The 24030-nt window shown below is 59.9% G+C and carries 17 protein-coding genes; 12 read left to right on the top strand and 5 right to left on the bottom strand.

Features of this window, described 5'->3' with window-relative positions; genetic code table 11:
* The first annotated feature begins 159 nt into the window (after positions 1-159).
* Entirely contained in the window at positions 160-1596 is a 1437-nt protein-coding gene (locus tag ABIL25_05410; GenBank protein MEO0081718.1) for an aminotransferase class V-fold PLP-dependent enzyme, read from the top strand.
* Positions 1597-1698: 102 nt separating this feature from the next.
* On the opposite strand, the gene ABIL25_05415 is transcribed toward ABIL25_05410, so the two are convergent.
* Together ABIL25_05415 and ABIL25_05420 are read right to left on the bottom strand one after the other, a co-directional pair.
* Positions 1699-2619 (bottom strand): radical SAM protein, encoded by a 921-nt coding sequence (locus ABIL25_05415; protein ID MEO0081719.1) that lies wholly within the window; start codon positions 2617-2619, stop codon positions 1699-1701.
* Complete coding sequence (locus ABIL25_05420) at positions 2612-4129, bottom strand: hypothetical protein (protein ID MEO0081720.1); 1518 nt, start codon at positions 4127-4129, stop codon at positions 2612-2614. Before ABIL25_05420 ends, ABIL25_05415 begins: the two co-directional genes overlap by 8 nt.
* Before the next feature lie 264 nt (positions 4130-4393).
* Between ABIL25_05420 and ABIL25_05425 the strand changes: the two genes are divergently transcribed.
* Entirely contained in the window at positions 4394-4720 is a 327-nt protein-coding gene (locus tag ABIL25_05425) for a hypothetical protein (protein ID MEO0081721.1), read from the top strand.
* Between the two features lie 36 nt (positions 4721-4756).
* Positions 4757-4933 carry a YHS domain-containing protein gene (locus ABIL25_05430; protein MEO0081722.1) on the top strand — a complete coding sequence of 59 codons (177 nt, stop codon included), beginning with the start codon at positions 4757-4759 and terminating at the stop codon, positions 4931-4933.
* A 54-nt stretch (positions 4934-4987) separates the two neighbouring features.
* Here the strand turns inward: ABIL25_05430 and ABIL25_05435 are convergent, their stop codons facing one another.
* On the bottom strand, positions 4988-5383 hold the full coding sequence (locus ABIL25_05435; GenBank protein MEO0081723.1) for a DUF5362 domain-containing protein: 396 nt from the start codon (positions 5381-5383) through the stop codon (positions 4988-4990).
* Positions 5384-6292: 909 nt separating this feature from the next.
* Here ABIL25_05435 and ABIL25_05440 point away from each other — a divergent pair.
* Together ABIL25_05440 and ABIL25_05445 are read left to right on the top strand one after the other, a co-directional pair.
* Positions 6293-9373: a T9SS type A sorting domain-containing protein gene (locus ABIL25_05440; GenBank protein MEO0081724.1), complete on the top strand. Its 3081-nt coding sequence runs from the start codon at positions 6293-6295 to the stop codon at positions 9371-9373.
* Positions 9374-9934: 561 nt separating this feature from the next.
* Positions 9935-10078 (top strand): hypothetical protein, encoded by a 144-nt coding sequence (locus ABIL25_05445; protein MEO0081725.1) that lies wholly within the window; start codon positions 9935-9937, stop codon positions 10076-10078.
* A gap of 169 nt (positions 10079-10247) precedes the next feature.
* Here ABIL25_05445 and ABIL25_05450 read toward each other — a convergent pair whose 3' ends face one another.
* A complete protein-coding gene (locus tag ABIL25_05450; protein ID MEO0081726.1) occupies positions 10248-13358 on the bottom strand; it encodes a S8 family serine peptidase in 3111 nt (1036 codons plus the stop codon).
* A 646-nt stretch (positions 13359-14004) separates the two neighbouring features.
* Between ABIL25_05450 and ABIL25_05455 the strand changes: the two genes are divergently transcribed.
* The 5 genes from ABIL25_05455 to ABIL25_05475 all read left to right on the top strand — a co-directional run bounded on the left by ABIL25_05455 (position 14005) and on the right by ABIL25_05475 (position 20171).
* A complete protein-coding gene (locus ABIL25_05455; protein ID MEO0081727.1) occupies positions 14005-14430 on the top strand; it encodes a hypothetical protein in 426 nt (141 codons plus the stop codon).
* A 133-nt stretch (positions 14431-14563) separates the two neighbouring features.
* Positions 14564-15883, top strand: coding sequence for a T9SS type A sorting domain-containing protein (locus ABIL25_05460; protein MEO0081728.1), 1320 nt, complete (start codon positions 14564-14566; stop codon positions 15881-15883).
* A 166-nt stretch (positions 15884-16049) separates the two neighbouring features.
* A complete protein-coding gene (locus tag ABIL25_05465) occupies positions 16050-17627 on the top strand; it encodes a hypothetical protein (GenBank protein ID MEO0081729.1) in 1578 nt (525 codons plus the stop codon).
* 9 nt (positions 17628-17636) lie between these two features.
* Positions 17637-18959, top strand: a complete 1323-nt coding sequence (locus tag ABIL25_05470; protein ID MEO0081730.1) for a YncE family protein — start codon at positions 17637-17639, stop codon at positions 18957-18959.
* Between the two features lie 15 nt (positions 18960-18974).
* Positions 18975-20171, top strand: coding sequence for a hypothetical protein (locus ABIL25_05475; protein ID MEO0081731.1), 1197 nt, complete (start codon positions 18975-18977; stop codon positions 20169-20171).
* A gap of 178 nt (positions 20172-20349) precedes the next feature.
* On the opposite strand, the gene ABIL25_05480 is transcribed toward ABIL25_05475, so the two are convergent.
* On the bottom strand, positions 20350-20745 hold the full coding sequence (locus tag ABIL25_05480) for a hypothetical protein (protein MEO0081732.1): 396 nt from the start codon (positions 20743-20745) through the stop codon (positions 20350-20352).
* 489 nt (positions 20746-21234) lie between these two features.
* On the opposite strand from ABIL25_05480, the gene ABIL25_05485 reads away from it, so the two are divergent.
* Both ABIL25_05485 and ABIL25_05490 read left to right on the top strand, forming a co-directional pair.
* Positions 21235-22566 (top strand): hypothetical protein, encoded by a 1332-nt coding sequence (locus tag ABIL25_05485; protein ID MEO0081733.1) that lies wholly within the window; start codon positions 21235-21237, stop codon positions 22564-22566.
* Positions 22567-22590: 24 nt separating this feature from the next.
* Positions 22591-24030, top strand: a 1440-nt coding sequence (locus tag ABIL25_05490) for a hypothetical protein (GenBank protein MEO0081734.1), incomplete at its 3' end; no start/stop codon positions are given.

Below are 24030 nucleotides of genomic sequence, written 5' to 3' on the forward strand. Positions count from 1 at the left end.
CCATCTGACCAACTCCTTTCATGGTAAGGGCTGGTCAGATTATGCCTCCTGTTTCGAGTACTTTTCTTACGTGAGGCAACGGGGTAGCTTCGAGTACATTTTTGGTGAGGCAACGCGGCAGCTTGACGTTGCGGGGCTGGCAGTTTAGGATAGGCTATTGTGGCTTCCGCTAAGTCGGGCCGGGCTTCGGTAGTCGAGAGACTGCGCGAGGCGCTTGTTGGAATCAACGTCGAGGTTCCGCTGCTTTCCGGCCAACGACGTCGCTACGTCAACTTGGACAACGCCTCCTCGACCCCAACGTTCCGGCCAATACAGGACAAGGTCAACGAGTTTCTTGAGTACTACTCCAACGTCCACCGCGGCACCGGGTTCAAGAGCCAGGTAGCTTCCTGGGTATTCGATGAGGCCCGGCGTGCCATCGCGCGTTTTGTCCGGGCCGACCTTGAGCATGACACAGTAATCTTCACCAAGAACACGACTGAATCACTGAACAAACTTTCCCGGCTATACCCGTTTCCGGCTGATGCCATCATCCTGACGACAATGATGGAGCACAGCTCCAATGAGCTGCCTTGGCGTCGGTGTGGCCGGGTTGTGCACGCCGGACTCCGCCCCGACGGCTCACTCGACCTTGATGACTTCGCGGCCAAGCTGAAGGAGAATGCCGGCCGAGTTGCACTGGTAACCGTGACCGGTGCAGCGAATGTGTCCGGCTGGGTAAACCCGGTTCACGAAATCGCCCGGTTTGCGCATGAGGCTGGTGCCCGAATCGTAGTTGATGCCGCGCAACTTGCCGCGCACCGGCCGATAGATATGAAGCCGCACGATCACCCTGAGCACCTAGATTTTGTTGCTTTCAGTGCCCACAAGATGTACGCGCCATATGGTGCAGGCGTGCTCGTTGGCGACCGGCAGTCGCTCCTGCGCGATGAGCCGGAGACGGTTGGTGGCGGTACCGTTGACCTTATGACCCTTGACGCTGCCTACTGGCGGGACCTGCCACAACGTGAGGAGGCCGGTACACCAGACGTTGTTGGTATTGTTGCCCTGGCCGCGGCCTGCCGGCTGCTTGAGGCCGTGGGATGGGATGCGATTACTGAGCATGAGGACGCACTTACCCGATACGCACTCGAGCGGCTGGCGCGGGTTCCCGGACTTCGAATACTGGGCAAGCAGGATGGCACCGACCTTGCAGACCGTCTTGGGGTCATTGCATTTTCGCTTGCCGATTTTCCGCATGCGCTGGTCGCCGCGATCCTTGCCTACGAGGGCGGCATCGGTGTGCGTAACGGCTGTTTCTGTGCCCATCCCTACACCCTATGTCTGCTTGGGGTTCCACTGGAGCAGGCGGTACGAGTCGGCGAGCAGATGCGGATGAAGGACCGTGGCAACCTGCCCGGCACGGTCCGAGCATCGATCGGGCTTTACAACAACCGTGAGGACATTGATGCGCTGTGCGACTGCCTTGAGATGATTGCCCGGCGCGAGTACCAGGGCAGCTATACCTTGTGTCGGGAGACCGGCAGTTACGTGCCTGACGGCGTGGACTGTTTTGACCTTGCCGGTTGTTTTGCCCTTGACCCGCGGTTGCCGTAGTTGTTCAACGTTCTATAGTGCCGTGCGAGACGTCGGAGCCTGAATCCGGACATAGCGCGTGATGTTCGTCGGGCATTGCGACTGGCGCACCGCGGCGGGTCGCTAGACCGGTTCGTAGAACACTTTGCCCCAGAAGTCAACACGTCGAATACGTCGGCGGCGCACCAGTCGTCGCAGAGTGGCGTCGAGCTCTGGGGCAGGGATGCCAAGCGAATGTTCAAGGTCCTTTGCGGTCGCGGGCCGGCGCTGAACGAACTCAAGTACCGCTTGGACCGGGTCGCCGCGGAACCGGCGCCGTCGCCTACGGAACGGCGAAGATGCGATTTCTGCACCCGGGCCAAAAAGACACCGTACCTGTTCCAAGTCATCTTCGGACAGTGGTCTTGCATTTCTTTCAGCCGGCGGCCGTACGACTGTATTAAGATGCACCCGGTCCGGCCTGATGCGGTGGACCGCCTTGCGCAGGTGCATGAGGTGTTCAACCGAATCGTTGCAATCCTTGACTAGCATTATCTCAAGCCATATCTGACCGTGGTAGTACCGTCGGAACGTTACGAGCGCATCAATAATGCCGGCAATCCTCAAGTTCCGATGTCCGCGATTCACTCGTGCGAAGGTTCGCTGGTCCGCGGCATCGAGCGATGGTACGACCAGGTCGGCTGCGTATAGGTCGCGTCGGACTGCAGGGTCGGTGAACAGTGTTGAGTTCGTGATGACCGCGACTGGTATCGTGTGTTCCTGCTTCAGTCTGCGGATAAGCCGGCCAATGTCGCAGTTCAAAGTTGGCTCACCTTCGCCTGAGAAAGTTATGAAATCCGGTCGGGCGGTCTTTACTGCCTGCCGGACCTGGGCGAGGATGTCTTCGACTGGGTAGAATGACTCGCGGCGGAGGGTCTTACGGGTTGTCCGACCGCATTGACAGTAAACGCAGTCCAGGGTGCAAGTCTTGAACGGAATGATTGAAAGCCCGAGCGATAGCCCTAGCCGTCGCGAAGGCACTGGACCATATACGTAGCTATTCATTGGTCCCGGTTTGTTGACCCGCGCCCGCCTTGGCTGCGAGGCCCGGCAGGTTCAGCTTCAGATATTCCAGTCCTTCTTCGTGCGAGTTTATCCGGCCCTCAAGTTGCAGGTCCTCAAGCTCGCGCAGAATCACCTTGAACACCGGCCCTGGTTTCAGACCCAGTGCAATAAGGTCGTGACCGGTCACGTACCTTCTAACCCTGAGCTTGGCGTCTTCGGTCCGTTTCTGCTCAATCATCCTCGTTATCGTATCCTCGAGATGGTTGGTATGTCCAGCGGTTGCCCAGCCGTCAGCATAGCACAGCATCATCACGCCGAACGCCTCGCTTCCCAAGTCGCGGAAAAACCGTCGGATTGCGCGGTCAGTCAATTCCGGATTTGTCGCGAGCAGGTGCAACCGCATGTGCTCCTGCACGTGGGTTTCGACCATCTTTATCTGGGCACGGGAAAGCCGGAGCCGCTCCCGGGCCATCTTGCCGGCAAGCCGGCTGCCCAAAGTGTCATGGCCGTAGAAGTGAATCTCGCCGTCGCTGTTCGTAAACCTGGTCTCGGGTTTGGCGATATCGTGCAACAGCCCGCATAGCTTGAGCATCGCCCGCCGATAGGGCAGGCCTGGTTTTGCCGATTCCTTTATCGCCGTGTTCTGCTGTGCGTCCACGGCGTTCTGACCACCGATTTCTGACTTTCGTCCTTGGCTTTCTCCGGCCGGCCATCGATCGAAGTACTCCTGCCATTCCGGCTCGAATCTTGAGAAAAACGACTCCTTCGACACGAGTTCCTCAAGCTTGCAGTAGGTTCTAAAGGTGTGCTCGCGCAATCGGTCGTCGGCAAGCAGTGGTGCAAGACCGGGCAAAACCTCCGCGAGTCGTCCGAGCTGGTACAAGCGCATCACGAACGGGAAGGAACCAGGTGCCTCCATGATCCTGAGCATCTCGACGCCAACCCGTTCAGCCGCAATCCGGGCCAAACTGATCCGGCTGCCCTGTTCGTCCACTGAGCGGTGAACCTCCAAGCCGAGTTCCAGTGCCAGTCGGTACGCCCGTAGAAGCCGCAACGGGTCGGAAGCAAGTGAGAGGTCCGAAACCGGCCGGATAAGCCGGACAGCAAGGTCGCGGCGCCCGGAACATGGATCCAGAATGTCGGCCAGCCCAGATGGCGTAAGCTCGCACGCCATGGCGTTGATGGTGAAGTCTCTGCGGCCTAGGTCGTCCACGATTGTCTTGGCACCAAAGCCGTTGAAGTCAATGGTCCGGCCTTGCCACACGACCCTGGCTTCATCATCCTTCTCCGAAAGTACGACCAGTTTCGTTCGCAGTCGCCGAGCCAAATTGCGGGCAAACTCCAGTCCAGAGCCTGATACTGCGAAGTCGAAATCTTCCGGTTCCCGACCGAGTAGAACGTCCCGGATTGCACCGCCGACTAGAAACACCTGCCGGCCGGGCTTGAGCGCGGCAATCTGCACCCAAGCCCGGCCCAGGGTCTTGAGTGATTCTGCAAGCCTCTGGTTCAAGATAGCCTAGCATACCAACCCGTATGTAAGGCGTCAATCCGACCTGAACATCCGGCCCGGCCTGGCAAGCCGTTTCTCGCTCCGGTTGCCATTCCCGAAGCCCTGCTCGCTGCTACCAAGACTCTTGGGTTGTGTTCGAAGTACCCATATCCAGGCCTGCCCCCCCTTCGTCTTCTGAAATCTGTCAATGGCCGCAAAGACCGAATATCTCTGGCGGAAATGCTCAGAAAGAAATTCTTGATTCGGTCTTGAACATGGGTAAGTTTGAGTCCTGTCCATACGGAGGAATCGCTGACGTTTCAGGTTTTCGCCAAAGAAGATTGCAGCTTGTGCCGGAAGGCCCAGGGCGTTCTGACGCGGCTCGGCATTGAGCCGCAAGTACGCTATGTTGAGGGCCCCCGGGCCACGCCGGAAAATATCGCCGACTTTGCCTGGTTCGATTGGGTGGACAAAATGCCACTTGTCGTCGTCACGCAAGACGATCGGGTACTCGCCCGCTGGGACGGCACCAACGTCAGCGGTCGCTGGATGCCGGTGGTCGAGGAGTGGCTGGCAAGCCACCAGTCCGTTCAGCCTGCATCCAACCGCTGATTCTAGCGGTCTAAGCTACGAATACTAAGGAGAAGCATGCCTAAGAGAGAGAAAACCGAGACGCGTCTACTTGACCCAGTGTGCGGTATGGAAGTTTCCGAGGAAGATGCCGCCTGCAGCTACGAATACCAGGGTAGAAGGTATTACTTCTGCGCATCAAGCTGTCGCGACGTTTTCGTCCAGAACCCGCAGTCATACCTTCACCAGGACTAGAACGGCTGCCCGGGTCAGCATCAGGCAAGCTGGTGACGGGGATGTTGCGGTAGTCTACCCCCCGAATCCGTACTGTTTTAGCAGTTCGGGTAGCCCGCCGGCAAATAGCCCGAGAACAATTGCCAGTATGCCGCCTAGTACTGCGAGGCAAAGCGACACAATCAGCAGTACTCCTTGGATCACAAAATAGGTTCTTAGCTTACTGGTCAGCCCGGTGAGCGCAGCCGGGTCATTCCGCTCGGCGTATTCCTGAGCCCGTGACCCGGCCTGGGTCAGGATGATTCCCATCCAGATGGGCAACCAGGCCCAAAGTATTCCGATGAGCGAAAGCGCCTGGAGAATGCCCATGATAAGCGTAAGAATTCCGATGAACTTTAGCCAGCCTTTCATGCCTCGGATGTTGGCAAGGAGCTGTTGCTGATTCAGGTCGGTACTGACACTAGCTTCCAAAGCTACCTCCTGGGTTTATTGCCTGCTGCTACCATAGAGAACTTGGCTTGGATGTCAAGGTTGCCGTAAGACCCCAGTATCTACACGTGGGACTTCTTGTGCTTGATTGGACGCGTTTGACACACTTCGGATCGAGTCGAAAAGATACGAAAACCGACTCAACAAGGACGACAGGGGTGCTAGGGTTAGGAATGATTGACAGAGTATTGCCAGGACCGAAGTAATGTTTGAGCAGCACGCAATTAGTTCAGACTTCAGGCCGAGGCCCTCACCAAGGCCTTGTCCGGGGGGTGGTAAGAGTGGCAGTGACTTGGACGGTACCAGGACGCGACGTCGCTCCTGTTACCGGCCCGGGGACTGCACCGGTTACACCTTGAGGCAGATAAACGGTCACAAAGCCTGTACCAGAACCAGGTGTTTCTGTAGCAACCCAGGCTGGAGCATGACCGGTGGCTCAGACTCTAGGCGAGGGGGTTACACCTCGAAGGCACGAAGCCCTGACCGCGACTCGCAGATGCCATAGGGGAGCCGCCTCCCCAGCGACCCCTACCCTTGAATTACCAGCCTTCAATTTCTGCCCAACCTGCGGATGATACTGGGCTTATGACCCGTACATACGAGTCATTTAACTACTGTTTCTTGCAACGGCTTCGGCGTGCCGAAGACCTGCCAGAATTACCGCTCCAAGGCGTAGCGCCTATTCTGTTACGAACATTACCCGGTTGGGTCAGAAGGCCTACCCGACCTTCCTGCTAGCCAAGTTACTCAAGTAGGCAGGTATTACCCCGCATCGGCTCTTGTTTGACAAGCCGCCGGATTTGCGTTAGAACAGTAAGTGCGCAAGGGTACGGCCGTGGCTGGCATACATATCTGGCCGGCTGCTCCGCGGCCCGCGCAAAGGAGGCCCGTATGTCCATCCGTCACGGCGCCGCACGGCTGACCGCGGCCGCCTTCATCGCGTCTTCCGCGGCCTGGGCTGACCTGTCGATCAACTGCTTCCCAAAGATGCTCGACTACGAAACCGGCTCGGTAAAGCTGGCCGAGCGGACCGAGTGGAGTCTGGTCCGCGCCGACGGCGAAGGATCGGACGCGAACCGTGGTTACATGGTGTTCAACATCGCCGATATTCCGGACGGCTCGACCATCAAACTAGTCCGGCTGTGCGTGTTCCGCTACGAAAACAACGAGCCTTCGTGGTATGTCACGCGGCTGCATTCTGACCCGCGCGCAGGCCTTCCCGGCGAGGCGTTCGATGACATCAACTATGCCGACCCGGACGGTTTCTACCTGCACATCGAGGAAGCGACTCAGCCGCCCGGGCCGTACGTTTACGAATTGCCCGGTGCTGCGGCCGACCTTCAGGCTCGGTTGGCCGACGACTGGTTCGGCGTCGGGTTTCACGACCCGGACCCGACCGGCATCCAGTTCATCCGCTTCCACGGCTGGTTCGAACCGCTGAAGCCGTATCTGTCGGTCGTTTACACGCCGCCCGGCGTTGCCGAACCGCTGCTGGCGGTCGGCGGCAGGGTGAACCCGCAGCTTCAGGACAACTGGGTCGGTCCGGGTACCACAAGAATCCAGTTGCTCTGGTCACCGCCCGAGGGTATGGAAATCGAGTCGGTTGCGTTCCGGTTCTCGACCGACGTAATCCCGTGGACTGCGTGCTGGACCGACTCTGACGGCGGCGAGGATCACGCCTCGACATTCTGGCCGAGCGAGGACTCGGGAGACGGATGGTCCGGGTACTTCAGCTCCGACCTGCTTGTACCGCCGCCGTCCGCTATGGCCCCGCTTCATTTCCGGGCCGACATCTACACGACCGGCGGCGTGTTCCAGGGTTTCGAGGACGCGGTCTTTGACCCGACTCCGCCGTACTTCTCGCTGGACGTAGAAAACGAACAGCTTTTTACCGAACCAACAGTAACAATCAATCTGATTCCAGAGAACGCGGGTGAGGTCGCCAACGTGTTCAACGCTACGGATGAGTGTAGTGTCCCGGACAAGGGCGTACCGCGGTTCTGCCAATTCAAGCCCGAGTACCCAAACGACGGTAGTACCTACTGCGGACCGACTGCGGCCGCAGCCTGCCTGCGCTACTTCGACACCCACGGCCGGCCAAACGTGGTCCCGGATGGAGTGACCGACGAGTCGCTTGTGAAGGAAATGGGAAAGAGATGTAAGACCGACCGGGATTGCAAGGGCACGAGTGAGGCCAAGCTGAAGAACGGCATCACCAGCTACCTGAACGACCACGGCCAGGCCAATAACTTCGACGTGAGCGGCGAGGGAAGCTTCACGACCGAACCGTACCGATACTGGAAGGTAATGCGGCGGGCCATTGAGAACTGCTGGAACGTCCTGCCGCGGATCGTGTTCAAGAGCCGGAATGCGCAGCAGCACTGGGTAACCGCCACCGGAGTACGGGACTGTGACGGCAAGACCTTGATAGCCGTGATGGACCCCTCGTGTGGGGTATTGAGAGAGTACATTGTGGACACGCGGACCGGCAGTATCAGCGAGCCGGACGGTACGGTGGTGGGGCGGATAATCGGCGACGTAATCGTGGCGCCGCGGGGTGGCTTCGATCAGCCGGGTCGTCGCGTCGGCGGCCCGGGCGATGCGACCTTCACCGTGACATTTCCGCGGCCCGGCAATTACCGGCTTGATTTCACGCTCGAGGATACGTCGGGCCATCGGCACACCGAGACCCGTTTTGTTCACTACCGGCCCGGCTGGCCGACAGGTTGGAGCGAGGTGGAATCGCTGCCGGCTGCCTCAGGTCGGCCGGTCAAAGACGGTGCCTGGCTGGCATTCGGCAACGATGGTTTGCTCTATGCGGCTAAGGGCTACAAGACCGGCGACTTTTTCCGGTACGAACCAGTCGGCGATTCCTGGAGCTCGCTTGCACCACTACCTTGGGAAACCCATCCGCGCTGGTATCGCAAGCCGCCCTACAAGGGCGCGGCCGGGTGCTACGACGGCGGGGACCTTATCTACGCCACCCAGGGCAACAACAGCCTCGGGTTCTGGGCTTACTCGATCTCCGACAACTCCTGGCGGGTCCTGCCCGACGTACCGCTCCTGGCTTCGGGTAAGAGGGTCAAGGGCGGGGCCGACCTTGCCTACGTCGTCCATTACCGGGTACCCTACGTGTACTTGCTCAAAGGCTACGGCACTGACTTCTGCCGCTTCAACATCATGGGCGACTCCTGGGAAATCCTGCCCGCGGCGCCGACCGGCACCCGTGCCAAGTGGGGCAAAGGGTCCTGGCTTGCTGCAGACGGGATGGGTAACATCTACGCCCACAAGGCAAAATACCACGAGCTCTGGCGGTTCGACGTGCACAACGGCACGTGGGACCCGGATTCGCTGCCGTCAATGCCCTATGTCGGGCGGGCCGGACGAAGCAAGAAGCTCAGCGATGGCGGCAGCGCCTGCTGGTCGGGTAACCGGCTCTACGCGCTCAAGGGCGGTAACACCAGCGAGTTCTGGTGCTACGACGTCGAAACCAGGACGTGGTCTGAACTCGACACCATGCCCTCGGTCGGCCGGAACGGCATTCGCAAACGAATCAAGTACGGTGCGGACATCGTCGCGGCCGGACTCGGCACCTTCTTCGCGCTCAAGGGAAACAAGACGCATGAGATGTGGCGGTACGTACGGCCGGCAGGATACAGCAGACCGACTACCGGATACCGGGCCGGAGCGCAGGCAGGCCAGCCTGCAGCCGGCAGCATGTTACTTGCCGTGAGCCCGAATCCGACAGCCAGCGGATTCGCCACGCTGCGCTACTGTCTGCCCAAGCCTGGGCCGGTAGCGGTGACCATCTTCGACGTGGCCGGACGCTCCGTGTTCTGTACTCGAGCGCTTGGTCACTCGACAATCCGGTCACTGCCGCTTGACCTGCGTAAGCTCGCGAGCGGCGTCTACCTCGTCCGTCTGGATGCCAACGGGTACTCGCAGACCCAGAAGCTCGTGGTGCAGAAGTAATGCCATACGGTCTACGCATCTCGCAGTACGCCAGAGCAGGAGTGCAAGCGCAAGCTCTGCGGATGCAGTAGGCAGGACAATGGGCGGGTGCGGCGATGCGCCGCCCCTGCCTTTTCCCCGCAGCCGCACTGTCGCTGCCAGGTAGCTTTGCGGCTGGCATATCTGCCGCGCACCAGCCGGACATTCCTCGCCATGCTTCGCCTTCAGCTTGTTGGCCACGTTGCGCAGTTTGTGCACCCAGCACCCATACCCTATTCAGCGCCCGGACAATCTCCGTGACTGCGCTCGCCTCCAACTTCTTTGTAGCCAACTTACACAGTTTAGGTACGCTGTTCTGCCGAGGAATTGACTGGCACGCCCTAGTGGGCATACATTGGGTTCTGCAGGCGGAAATGCAGGTCGGAATCAAGGAAGCGGTTCGGTTAAGGAAAAACAGGCTGTACGCCTCCGACACCGAATCCGTTCCGCTCGCGGGTAGGCATCCGCTACTTACCGACCGCCGACAGCCTGTCGGTAATACAGGTCCAAGACCGGCTCAGGCGAGATATCTGCTCTTGGGCCGTGAGCCGCGGGCCGTCGGCCCTAGGTTCCGTACAATGGGACGGAGGAGATGGCAGGGGATGCCGACTCGCCAACGGCGTGCAATTCTACCGGCTGGTCGCGGGTGAGAACCGTCTGACCGAGAAGCTGGTGCTGCAGAAGTAGAGAACAGAATACAGCAGACGGAATACAGGATACCCAAGGCGGGTGGAAGCCCGCCCCGGGTCAACTTGTCGGGTTCACGGCCGCGGCCCAATCTTGGGTCGTGCCGTATGGAGCGGTGTCGTGTACCGCGGCCTCAACCCGCCGCGGGACTACCAGCGGCTGTTCTGGCCTATTCGACCACGACCTTGCGGATTTCGTTCTTCGCGCTGCTGACAAGCCGGCAGAAGTAGATGCCTCTGGCTATGCGCCGGCCTTCGGCATCGGTGAGGTCCCACCTTGACCGTCCGGCCTGAACCGGGCCTGAGCCGGTCGCCAACGTACACAAAAGCCGGCCGCACAAGTCGTAGATGCCGACGCGGAACGCGGTCCCGGCCGGCACGGCATAGCTGACGGTCATTCCCCGTCGCACCGGGCTGGGCGCAACGCTCAGTCGCGTGGCCGGACCGGACAATTGTAGCGGTTCCGACTCCCTCGCGCCAACCGGCAAGCCGGCCACGAAGAGTAATGCGTTGTGCCAGACCCGTGCCCAGTCGCCACCGCGCTGTGGCGGGTTCTGGCTGTACACGCCCGGATACTGGTTGATGCCGACGACCTTCTGATTCCGGCTCACCGCAACATAGGGCCGGCCGTCAGACCAGAGCGCGACAGTCTCAGCACTATCCGCGACACTGGCAGTGGAGCGGAATACGTCCCGCGATGAATCCACACCGGCCATTATTGGATGGGTGCGTTCGCGCCAGCCCATCGTGTCGGAGGTTGACCAGTTGGTGCCGACTTTGATGGCGGCGTAGTCACCAGTCATTACCCGCCCAGCAAGGTTAGTCACGGTACCGTTGTAGCTGAAGTTGCCGATGACCACGCCGCCGCCGAGGTCCACGTATGCGGCAAGCGTGTCGCCGAGCGCGGTCTTGTTGTAGTAGGCACTGCGACTAAACACTCCGACCGCATCGTAGGGCCGCAGGTCGGCCACTTTGGGCGTCGAGGTCAACACACTCGCATACTCCAGCGAGTCGCCCATCGCCTTTAGCCGCACGCCGAGCGTGGACTCGGGCGGCAGGACGTCAGCGTAAAGGATGAGGATGCGCGACGGACGGTAGGTTTCGGTGCGGACCAGCAAGGTGTCGTTACGGCGGTTTTCATCCGACCAACAGTTGTGCCACATTACGACGTCGTAGGACACGCCGACCGGGCCGACATTCCAGTAGTTCGGGAAGGTGAAGCTGCGGCTTTCGCCGGCCGCGACGCTGTCCACGGCTAGGCTGTCGCGGTAGACAGCCGTGCCGGCCGAGTCCACGCGGCAGTAGGCCCGGAAGCCGCGTTCGGTGTAGTCGGTGCTTGAGAGCGTGACCGCGGGTCGTATCGGCAGCAGCGCTTTGGTCTTGCGGCCGACCGACATTCCGGCGGCAATGATATCGTGACCGCGGGTTGTGGTCTGGGTACGGATGGTATCGTTGGCTCGGTTTGTATCCGGGACGTGAGCGTGCCAGAAGGTGAACTGGTAGGTCTGACTGCCTGGGCCGGTGGACCAGTCCGGGAACGTCACGGTGTCAACTGCGGCGCTGTCGAGCAGGGTGACGGTGCGGGAACGGTTGTAGACCGGCACGCCGAGTGAGTCAATGCGACAGTGGACCACAACGTCGGACTCGGGGTACGTGCCGGCGTTGCGCACAGTGGCGCGGGGCGCGAGCGGGGTATGGGGCTCGACCTTGCTGGCCGGGGCGAGTACCTTGACCAGGGCGACATCGTGGCGCGGGCCGGCCGGCGGGGTGTGGGCGACCGCGAGCGAGCAGTTGATGCGGCCGGCGCCGAAGACGTTGTCTTTGCCCGATGACCCAAGGTCAACAACGCTGTGGCGTTCGAGAATCGAGTCAATCTCGCGCGGGGTAAGCTCGGGGTTGCGGGAAAGCATCAGCGCGACGCAGCCAGCGACCGCGGGCGTGGCCATCGAGGTGCCGGTCATCGTGACATAGGCTTGGTCGTTACTCATTGCAGTGGAGAGAATCTGGACGCCCGGGGCAACTACGTCCGGGTCGGTGAGTCCTGGAGGGTAGGTGTAGTCGTTCCAGGGCGGCACGTTACCCCAAACCCGGGTCGGCCCGCGCGAGCTGAAACTGGCGATTTCATCGAAGTTGTCGGTCGCGCCGACGGTGATGACCGACGAAAGGGTAGTTGAGGACGGATGGTTTGCCGGATTGGGCCAGGGCGGAGGGCAGTTGCCTGGAGTACGGATGCCGCTGTTGCCTTCGTTCCCTGCGGCGACGATGTGCGCGATGCCGGCAACAAGCACGTTCTCTTCGGCCCGGCGCCAGACCGCGTAACGCGGCTGCCAGGTAGTTATGAGACCGAGCGACATCGTGATGACGTCCGCGCCGTTCAGGGTGTCGCGGGGCGGCCGAACGCAGAACTGCATGCCCTGCATGACGTTGTTCTCAAGGCTGGTGTCCGGGTAGGGCGCGCTGATGTTTACGTCCACCGGCACCGACATGATGAGCGCCGAGGGCGCAACGCCCATCGTGTCGCGGGAGCCGTTGCCGTACGCACCATCCGCGGTAGCGATGCCGGCGCAATGCGTGCCGTGGCCGTTGTAGTCCAGGGGCGTCAGGGTGTCATAGGGTGAGGGCCCGGGCCGGCCGGACGACCACTGATTAGAGGCGAAGTTGAAGCCGCAGTTGGGGTAAGCGTCAGACTTCCAGAGGTGGTTTTTGAGGTCCAGGTGGGTGTAGCGCACGCCGGTGTCCACCACGCCGATTACGATACCCTGCCCGGTTGAGCCCTGAGCCCAGGCACCACGCGCGTTTATGACAACGAGATTGGGCTGAACACTTTCGGTCACATCGCCGGGCACGAGCTGGCTCAGGTCCAGCGGTGCAAAATCAACTGGTATTCGGTCGCAATACACCAGGTCCACATCCGGCCGATTGTTCACGGCCAGGATTACATCCCTTGTCGCAGAGAACCCAATCGCGTTGACGAGCCACAACGGGTGGATGTCGGTGACGCGGCCCGCCATCTGCTCCCTTTCCAGCCAGGCCAGAAGGCTACGTTGATGTTTTTCGGCAAAGTCCTGAAGAATCCGGCCCACGCGCGCCCGCTTCACCGGTCGCGGCAGCCCTTCGACCAGGGACGCAAGCACCTGGCTGTCGAATTGCTCTTTCAGTACCACCTGTACCGGAACCTTCGTTTCTGCGCCGAGTGTTTCCAGCCGGCGGGCCAGGTCCGGATCGAGCAGCGCCCAGGAAGGGCCGGACAGGACAAAGCAGAACACAAGAACGGGTAACACAGACCTATAGTTCAAAGCAGACCTCCCATAGTAGTTGCGGCAAGCGTTTGTGAGCGAACGCGAGGCGCAGAACCAGCATAGGGACAGACAGGTCGCTGTCAATGGATAGTAGCTACAGCCTGTATGTGCCGAAATTCACTGGAGCCATTCCAGAACGAGCTTGCTGGTCGCGGTCAGCCAGCCGGTAGGAGCGTGCACATCATAGGGCCCTGACGCTGACCGCGGCCGTGAAGCATGAACTAAATCGGTGCCCAGCTATCTTAGGCAGGACCTCGGCCATTGCGGTGAGACGGCGGGGCGCGCTGCGCCTTGAGAACAACACCCACTGGCAGCATCTTGTCCGTGGCTAGCACGTTGAGCCGGTGCGACAGGCTGGTCCACCCTAAGGATCGATACGGAGCTGGCCGCGGCTTGGTCGGTTCAGGTTGTCGAAAAACAAAGGCGGAGACCAGCTCAGCGTTCTGCCTCAAACGTTGTCGTGGCGTTGGGTCAAACCTGTCGGACAATACCGAAGGGTCAGATAAGAACAAGCAGAGGCACTAGAACTTCCCACTGCAAGTTCGGGAGTACCGCAGAATACCGGGTTCTTGACAACAGGAGTTGACCGCAGCCGGGCCCTGCGTAGGATTGGACAAGAGGAGGCCGAATGAAGAGAACCGTCTGCACGTTGGCTGTCATCGTCGTCATCGCCGCGTTCTTGGCCGGATGCGGCAAAACCAGTGATAAGCCGGCCGTGGCAAAGCCCATGGGTGAAGCTGCGGCTGTTGACATCTCGACCCTGCCCGAGTTCCTGCGCTATCCCGGAGCGACCGCGACTGAGCGGATTGCCCTTTCGACTTCGGACAGCAAGGGTACAGTCTGGACGCTTGTGACCAAAGACCAGAAGACAACGGTCGAAAGTTGGTACGGCACGTCGGTCGAGAAGGCAGGCTGGGTGAAGGTGCCTGAGACTAAGGTCGGCATCCTCAGTTGGGAAAAGCCAGACAAGTCCGAGACAATCAAGATGCTTGTGTACGAGCAGGACGGTAAGACCCATATTTCCATTACCCACGGCCTGAAACCAGATGACTGAACCGAACTTGACAGTGCAGCCCGGGCCGGTTACAACTAACCAGAACGCACCGGTCTGACCCGGCTCCGGCTGCGGACCTGCGAAGGCCTCTGGCCCGGCCGGTGCGCGAAGGCTGCAAACCAAGGAGGAGGTTATGCGTAACACTGTGTTCGCGCTGGCTGGTGTACTGGTGCTGGCCAGCATCGTAGCCGGGCAGACCTGGGTGAACGGGCCCCAGTCGCCGTTCGGCTACACCCGATTCGACGGAGAGTACTTCCCGGCCACGGCCAAGGTCTATTTCCTCGGCGGTCGCATCGGCAATTCCACGACCCTCGGCGACATCTACAGCTACACGCCTGCGACCGGCGTGTACGCCGACGTTGGCACCGACATGGTTCTCGCGGTCTCCAACTATGACGTCTGCCTGTTACGGGATAATCACGACCTTCCGAACGGAGACACATTCGGGCTGTACATTGTCGGCGGCAGATACGACGTGGCACCCAACTACACCGACTCGGTGCAGGTCTATTATCCGATAAGCAATACTGCCGTGATGTTGCATACCGACGCCTTTCCGGGTCGTTCCGGTGGGCAGATAACGGTTGCGCAGTCGTCCATTGTCTACAACAACCTGATGTTCACGATGGGCGGGTTCAGCCAGACATCGAGCGTCACTTCCAAGGAAGTCTGGTGCTTCGACCCGCTCGGCACGCCCGGTTCGCGGTGGTCGCGGCTCAAGGACATGCCACTGGCCCGCGCCTACCCGATACTCGCAATAGTTGACTCGTTTCTGTTTGCCTGCGGCGGTGATACTTACTCCTCGAATGCTCTCACGGCCAAGGCCCAGTGCTTCCGTCTGAACCTGGCAGATACTGCTGCAGGTTGGACCACGGTCGCCAGCATGCCGGGTGCGAATGGCGAGTCACGCGGATTCGGATTCGACACTGATGACCCGGGCGAGTTCGCGGGGAAAGTCATCATTGCCGGTCGCGGGACATGGTCGAGTGAGTCGGCCCACTGCTACATCTACGACGTAGCGCAAAACTCGTGGTCTGCGTTCCCCAGTCTTGGTCAGCGTCGGCGCAACCACGCCGGGGTGTACATCCCGGCCGAGGCTGGCGGGGTTGGTACTCCCGGTATGTGGGTCTTTGGCGGCCGGCAGAACTCGGACACCAACTGTCTGAAAATCAGCGAGTACTACGTTGTCAACCAGGTCGGCACTGAAGAGCAGCATGGCGGCGCGGTAGGCTCATTAACGATCGTGCCCAATCCGAGCCGGGGCGCTTTCAACGTGCGCCTGCCCGGAGCGGTTCCGGCACGGGTTGACGTGTACGACGTTCTCGGTCAACCGGTGTGGAGTGGCGAAGTACAGGGCGAGGTACGGCTCGACAGGCTTGCAGCCGGGACGTACTTCCTGCGTGCCGCGACGCCATCCGGCTCGCTTGAGCGCAAGGTCGTCGTAACGCGCTAGGCGGACAGCATATCTGGAGACAACAACGGAGCCTGATGGTTCGGGTCGGAGACCCTTACCACGACCCAAAGAGGCGATATGAAAGTGACACTGATAGGGAAGCATTACGTCGGCGCGCAGAAGCGCAGCGATGCGCCTGGCCCGACAATCATGATAGGAGCAACTGATGCGAATCCAAATACTGTCCGCACTGTCTTGCCTAGTGGTCATCGCTGCTGCCGAGGGCGACACGGCCTGGATCAGGCTGTACCGCGGTCCGATCCACGATTACGGCCAGGCGATTGCCGTAGACCAGACCGGCCGCGTCTGTGCCACAGGCAAGAGCGTCCGCACAAGCTCGAGCGAGGACTTTGTCACCATTATCTACGATAGCATCGGGAACCAGCTGCTGCTCGATTTCTATACCGGCCCAGGCGCCTGGTATGACCAGGCGACCGCTGCCACGTTTGACGCCGCGGGTAACTTCTACTCGGTCGGTCACAGCATGACCGACAGCGCCAGTCCGCAGGACTACGATATTCTGCGCATCAAGTACCCGGTTACCGGGTCGCCGCAGATTGCCGCTGCCGGTGCCGGCGGCGACACCAATGAGATAACCAACGCGGCCGTGGCCGATGCCGCCGGCAATATCTATGTGGCGGGCGAACAATGGACAGGCTCGGGCGTTTCCCGGTGCATGCTGATGAAGCTGGATGTTTCGGGCACAGAAGTCTGGACTGCTGTTTTCGGCGGCGCCGGCAGCGAGAACGACCGCTACGAAGGCGTCGGTCTTGACCGGTCGGGTAATATCCTCGTCGCCGGCCGGTGCTGGCGCGCCACCGAGGACGCCGTCATGGCCAAATATACCCCGGCAGGCGTGCTGCAATGGATGCGGTTCTTCGATCGCGGCGGGGATGACGCAATCGTGGCCGCGGTCGTGGATGATTCCGGTTGCCTGTACGGGGCCGGTTATACCGAGGCGGGCCGGGCGCTCGACCTGCTGGTGGTGAAACTCAATCCGCAGGGCGACACGGTGTGGACCCGGTGCTACAACACTCCGGACAGCTTCGATACCCGGGCGTTCGCGATGGCGATTGACAGCGCCGGCAGTATCTACGTCGCCGGCTGGACGCGCGGGACCGGCACCGCCAACGACCTGCTGACCATCAAGTTCGACCGCGACGGCAGTCTGCGCTGGGCCGCACACTACCGAGGGCCCTATGACGACAGGCCGTTTGACATTGCCGTTGACCGGGACTGCTGCTGTTATGTTGTCGGCTCAACCGGCATCAGCAGTTCGGACAAGGACTGCCTTATCGTCAAGTACGACCCGCTCGGCAACGAACTGTGGCGTGCGACCTACGGTGGAAGTACGGATTTTGACACATACTACGACGTTGAGGTGGGGCCGTCGAAGGACCCGTGTGTGGTCGGTTATGTATGGAATGACTCCACATTCATGGACTTGGTTACAGCCAGGTATCGCAGCGCCTCCGGGGTGCTTGAGTGGCAGGGCGGTTTCGGGGAGATACCTGTGCCGGCAGCGACCATTCTCGGCCGTGGTGTTCAGCTCTTGTTCGCTGTCGGGGCAACATCGGGCTGGCTGCTTGATGCCGCCGGGCGCCGGGTGCTCGAACTGCGTCCCGGGCCGAACGACATTTCCCAACTCGCACCGGGCATCTACTTCATCCTGACTGCTGGCCGTGGGCCGTCAGCCATTAGCGATAAATCAGCAGTTGATGGCAAGGTCATCATAACCAGATAGGAGAATAGGGTGCGAAGGAGATTCTGCCTGTGTGCCGGATGTTGTTTCTTGGTTACTGCTTCTTTCGCCCAGTGGCTGGAGACGACGATTGAGTTGCCGATAACATCCATCCCAGTTTCGATGGTTGCGAATGCTGACGGCACAAAGTTGTACGTCACCAACGTCAACTCCGATAGCAGCTGCGTCCATATCATTGATGCCGTGCACAACACCGTGTTGGGCAGGATACCGTGCGGGAGCAGTCCGGGTGGGCTATGTTTCAACACTGCGGGCAACAAGCTGTATGTGCCTATTCCGGACGGCACAATTGCAGTCATTGATGCGGCAGCAGATACGGTCACAAAGAACCTGAGTGTTGGCCGGTATCCCGGAGGACTCTGCTACGATGCAGTCCGCAATCGCATCTACTGCGTTTGTCACGACGACTACACGCTGGTCGTGATTGACGCCGCGGCCGACACCGTCGTGCGGCGGGTCGCGCTGACATATGGTTCGGCGGTCACCTGCCTCAACGCAGCAGAAGACAAGCTATACATCGCCAACTCGCCGTGGAGCATGGTTGAGGTGGTTGACCTGTCCGGTGACTCGGTCGAGGCCCGCGTGAACCTGCGCGATTCGCCGGGTCCGGTCGGTCTGAGCCCGGCGCAGAACCGCCTTTACTGCGGGTTGCATGTTGACTCGGTAGTCGCGGTTATAGACTGCTCCGCAGATACCCTCATCGGCTATGTTCAGGTCGGGATGTGGCCGCTGGTCATGTGTCACAACTCTTTTGCCGACAAGCTGTACTGCGGCACTTACGCCGGTGAGGATGTAACGGTGATTGACTGCGCAACAAACTCGCCGCTCAGGACCATTCGCTTTCCCAGCATTCCTTGGGGCATGTGTGCCGACCCTGTCACCGGCAATGTCTATGTCACGAGTCGTATGACCGACCAAGCACTTGTAATCGACGGCTCGGGTGACTCAGTTCTGGCTGCAGTCGCGGTTGGGCACATCCCGGGCACTGCGTACTGGAGTCCGGCGCGGCACCGCGCCTACATCGCCAACGAAAACGGTCGCTCGGTGTCGGTTCTGCGCAACTCGCCGGGAGGGGTCGGGGAGATGCCGAAGACCGAAGCGCGAATGCCGAACTTCGGCCCGACCATCGTCCGCGGGGTGCTGTTACTGCCTCCGGTGTCAGGCGTAGAGCGTGATGTACTACTCGACGTGACAGGCCGGAAGGTGATGGGGCTTGTGACCGGCACGAATGACGTATCGCATCTGGCGCCCGGTGCGTACTTTCTGCACAGGCTTGGGTACGACGTATTGGAAGAAATCTTGATACTACGCTAGTGAGGAGGATAAGGTATGGAACGAATGATTCTGATCGCCGTCTGTGCAAGCGCAGGATTGAGTTCTGCTCAGATTGCCTGGACGAAGGCTGCGGACCTCACGGGCTGGCAGTGGCGGGTCCACATGGGGGTTGCGAACTTTGATGACCGGCTCTGGCTTTTGGGCGGATGGGACCTCAGCCTGGACTACAACGACATCTGGTACACCACTGATGGTGCTGAGTGGACCAGGGCTGTGCCGGCAGCCAGCTGGCGTCCCCGATGGGGACACGCGACTGTTGTCCACTCCGGCAAAGTCTGGATATTCGGCGGAGCCTATTACCAAGCAGGAACCAAACTTCTTGCCGACGTCTGGTACTCCAGCGACTGCATGAACTGGATACAGGCAACGTCCGCTGCGCCTTGGGGACCGCGCGGACACACGCAGGTGGTCTCGTTCCGTGATACTCTGTGGCTCCTGGGCGGATGGCTGAGGCCGGATACACAGCTCTATGCCAATGACGTGTGGTGTTCGACAGACGGTGCGAACTGGACCCGAGTAACCGAAGATGCCGGTTGGACTCGCAGAACCGGGCACCGGGTCGAGGTCTTCAACAACCGAATCTGGGTCGTTGGCGGTTACAGCGACCGCCCGAACAATGATGTCTGGTACTCGGAAGATGGTCGCACTTGGACCCAAGCAACGGCCAACGCGCCCTGGTCTGCCCGTCAGTATCACCAACTGCTTGTACTGGACAACCGGCTCTGGGTGCTGGGTGGTCGGACACCTCCGACTACCTACTTCCGGGATGTCTGGTATTCGAGTAATGGCACTGACTGGGTCGCCGCCAATGACACCGCTCCTTGGCCACAGCGTGCCAACCACGGTGGGGCAGTGTATCACAATCGACTCTGGGTCTTGGGCGGATACAACGGCTCGGCACTGGGAGACGTGTGGTATTCGCACGGACTGGGACTTGAGGAAAAGGCAAGCCTTGGGGTAGAGACGATGGGTATGATGACGATCGTCCGCGATGTCTTGTTTCGGCCAGAAGTTCCCGGCGCCGGGCCTCGAGCGCCAGGCGCCCTGCTCGACGCCTCTGGCCGTAACGTATTGCATCTGAAGCCCGGCACCAACGACGTCTCGCGACTTGCACCCGGAATTTACTTTATACGGGCCGCGGGCTATGGGGCGTCAGCCGGTAGCTGTCAGAAGGCCATCGTCGTGCGTTAGCCCGGGATTGGTTGTTAGAGTACAGCGAAAATGGCGTGAAGTCCGTCATAGGAGCGGCCTCCCCGCCGCGATTCGGGGCTCTTACAAACGCACTGACTACAGACCCAGATTACCGTAAACAAACAGCATGCCAAGCTGAAAGGTATACTTCAACGCCCTGGGTCTATTGTCACTTCTCCTATGGTACGATGCAGACTGCTTCTTGGCTCTTGACTACGTGAGAACCGTTAGCATCTTGCCAGTGGAATTCAACCCAGAAAGTCTTGTCGAGGAACATGCCCGGGGGGGCAGAAAAAGTTGTTGTATATGATATCGGGTCTGGTGTAGGCCCAAAGCTATACTCAGTTTCTTTATGGTTGCCTTGGGCGGTCATCCAGTAGGCAAGAACTCTAACGTTCCTGATGCCACCCCCGGGACATACCTCCATGGTATAGGCCTCAAAAGTGCAGGAGAGGGTTGTGACATATTGCCCGCCCTGGGGTTGGGAAGTGATCTGAAGGGTGAGTGAGAGTTCTTGCTTCTGGGTGCAGCCCAAAAAGCAGCCAGCAAGGAGAAAGAACCAGAGCTTTTTCATTGCTCCTCCTTGTTTTGTGTGTTACGTCGTATCGCTATACGTTCTTCCAATGCTGTCCCAGTAATCCTTAGGCTTCGTCTTAGGAGTCCCGGGGAATAGTCTGCTAGCGACTGCAATTTCGCATTGGTCAAACATGAGTGAATATGCAGAAGGTCTGTTCCTTTGTCAACAATCTCTTACACCCCCAGTGCCGATATAGAACTACAACAAAGAAGGCTGCGCTTCTTGTATTTCTGTCAGCTCTTGCGTCTAAGTTGTGTCGCACCTTGCGCCCGGGGTGTACTTTATCGCAGAGTGTGCCGGAGCCGGTGCAAGGCTGGCATGCCAGACACGGAAGTTATCCTCCATTAGGCCGACGGACAGTCCAACCTCAGTCCGCTATTGACGGACAGAGTCCCGATACTACACTAGCACGTGACCATGGAGCGTCGGCGTCATTCAGCGGAGTACGATGGCGCGGCAGGTTTGGGTACAAAGAGGAGAGAAGCTATGCTAACGGCAGGTATTCTTGTGCTTGGGTTGGTTTTCCTGACGCCGTCTCTGGCGTCGGGTGACTGGGTGTCGGTTGATATGGGTTCAGGCGGCAACAACATGACCGGTGTCTGCATCGGTCCGGGCCGCAACGACGGCTTGAACCGCGTCTACGGCTCGAACAATGACGACCGGATTTGGGAATTCTCGTGGGACGGCAGCGCCTGGCTCAAGGCCGAGGTTGGGGCAGCCGGGGCGAACCGGGGCATGACTTCGGTCGCGGTCGGAGCGGCGCGTAACGACGGCGTGAACCGGGTCTACGCCACGGACTACGGCCTGAACCCTGGATATGTCTGGGAGTTTTCGCGCGTCGGCTCGGTATGGCAGAAGTCCCAGGTCGGCACCTGCCCGCGTGAGATCAACGAGGTGACGATCGGTGCGGGCCGCAACGACGACACGCTCCGGCTCTACGTTGCGTGCCTCGATTATCACCTCTACGAGTTCTCGTGGACCGGCTCGAACTGGACACGGCTCGACATGGGCGCGGGCACGGGCAATATGATACGCGTCGCGGTCGGAACGGCGCGCAACGACGGGGTCCGGCGGGTCTACGCCAGTAACACCGACAACTACATCTACGAATTCACCTGGAACGGTTCGACCTGGCAGATGCAGACCGTGGGCAAGGGCAACGCCGGTTATATGTCGGCACTGGCCGTTGGCGCGGGCCGTAACGACGGCATCCAGCGGGTGTACGGCGGGGACTGGGATTACCGGGCTTACGAGTTCACTTGGACCGGAACGACGTGGGTTCGCGACACTGTTGGCATCAAAGGCCGGGGCGATATGAATGCCATTACCATCGGTCCGGGCCGCAACGACGGCGTGAGCCGAGTCTATGGCGCGACGCGAACCTGGGGTTACGTCTACGAATTCAGTTATGAGGGCGGCGGGTGGGTGACCGACACGATATGGGACGGCCCGGACGCAATCGAACTGAGGCTCGGTGACGGCCGCAACGATGGAGTTCTCAGGTTGTACGAAGCCGGGTTCGACTACCACATGTACGAAATCAGCTACGCGAGCACGGGTGTTGCCGAACTGCCGCGCGCAGAAGTTCGGACACCGGCCCTCGGCCCGACCATCATCCGCAACATCCTCAATCTGCCACTTGGCACCGACAAGCTCCAATCTGACATCGCTCTGCTTGATGCTACCGGCCGCCGGGTGATGCCGCTTCAGCCTGGTTGCAACGATGTTTCGGCTCTGGCGCCGGGAGTGTACTTTGTGCGGGGGGCTGAAGAGGGGAGGCGGGTCAATACAGTCCGAAAGGTAATCGTCCAAAGATAGGGGTGAAACATGAGGACAGCAGTAATGATCGCAGTACTTGGTCTGGTTCTGGTCGCGTCGGGAAGCGGGTTTCACGAAGCTGGCAGCCCCAAACCCGGGTTTGATGCGCAGGAGGTGGTGCGGTCAGTGCGTCGCAATCAGGGGCTTACCGAAACTACTCTCCCTACGTCTGGCCGGGCAGGAAGACTGCATCAACACCGCCGTCGGGAGAGTAGCTGGACAGCCGGCAAAGATGAATTCACTGACGACGGCGAGTTTCTGCTGGACACCAACCGGACTGTCGTAGTCGCCCAAGGTAGTGAGGACTATCCGGCGGTGGAATTTGGCGGAACCAACTACTTGGTCGTGTGGCAGGACGGCAGTTCTGGTAATTACGACATACACTGCACACGAGTCAGCCCCAGCGGCGTCGTGCTTGACACACTCCCGGTCGTCATCAGCGCCGCAACTGATAACCAGTGGACGGGTGGGGTCGCGTTCGATGGAGTCAACTACTTCGTAGTCTGGGAAGACTGGCGCCATGATCCGTTAAATCCGAGTATCTACGGTGCACGAGTCAGCCAGGACGGCACTGTTCTTGACACTGACGGCATCCCTATCTCCTTGAACACAGGTGCATTGGGGCCGTCAGTTGCCTTTGCCCAAGGGGTGTACTTCGTAGTCTGGAGTGCCAATGACGATATCTACGGCGCCCGGGTAACGCCTGGCGGCAATGTGCTTGACCCTCAGGGGATTCCCATATCAACCGCACCCGGCAGGCAGTATTGGCCTGTTATCGCTTTCAACGGTACAGATTTCCTTGTTGCTTGGATTAAACAGACAGGGCTTTGGGCGACTGACATCTACGCTGCCCGGGTCAGTCCGGCCGGGGTGGTGCGCGACCCTGAAGGCATACCCGTCTCAGCCGATTCGACCTACAACGAAAAGAGTCCTGCCGTTCTTGCTGACGGTAACAACTGGTTTGTAGTCTGGCAGGACTATCGCCATGGCTATTGGGATATCTACGGTGCGCGGGTGAGTCCTGAAGGGACAGTCCTTGATCCTCAGGGCATCGCCATCTCAACTGCCGCCGACGACCAGGAATTACCACGTGTCAGCTTTGACGGCTCTAACTACCTGGTGGTCTGGACCAGTACTCTTGGTGACTACACTGATATCCATGGTGCACGGGTGACTCCCAGCGGCACAGTTCTTGACACGCAGGCTATCGTGATATCTGCCGGCAGTGACGACGAGGATTGGCCAGCACTCGCTTTCGACGGTAACAACTTCCTTGTGGTCTGGGAAGACTATCGCCGTGGCGAAGATGACATCGACATCTATGGTGCGCGTGTCAGTCCTGGCGGCACTGTCCTCGACCCGCAGGGTGTTGTCCTGTCGTACGGAACCTACGAACACTGGTGGCCGGCGAGCGCATATGACGGCTCGAACTACTTTGTCGTCTGGACCGACACCCGCAACGAC

The sequence above is a fragment of the candidate division WOR-3 bacterium genome (genome assembly GCA_039801365.1).
In the GTDB taxonomy this organism is placed as follows: Bacteria; Hydrothermota; Tepidihabitantia; order Tepidihabitantales; family Tepidihabitantaceae; genus JBDRUN01.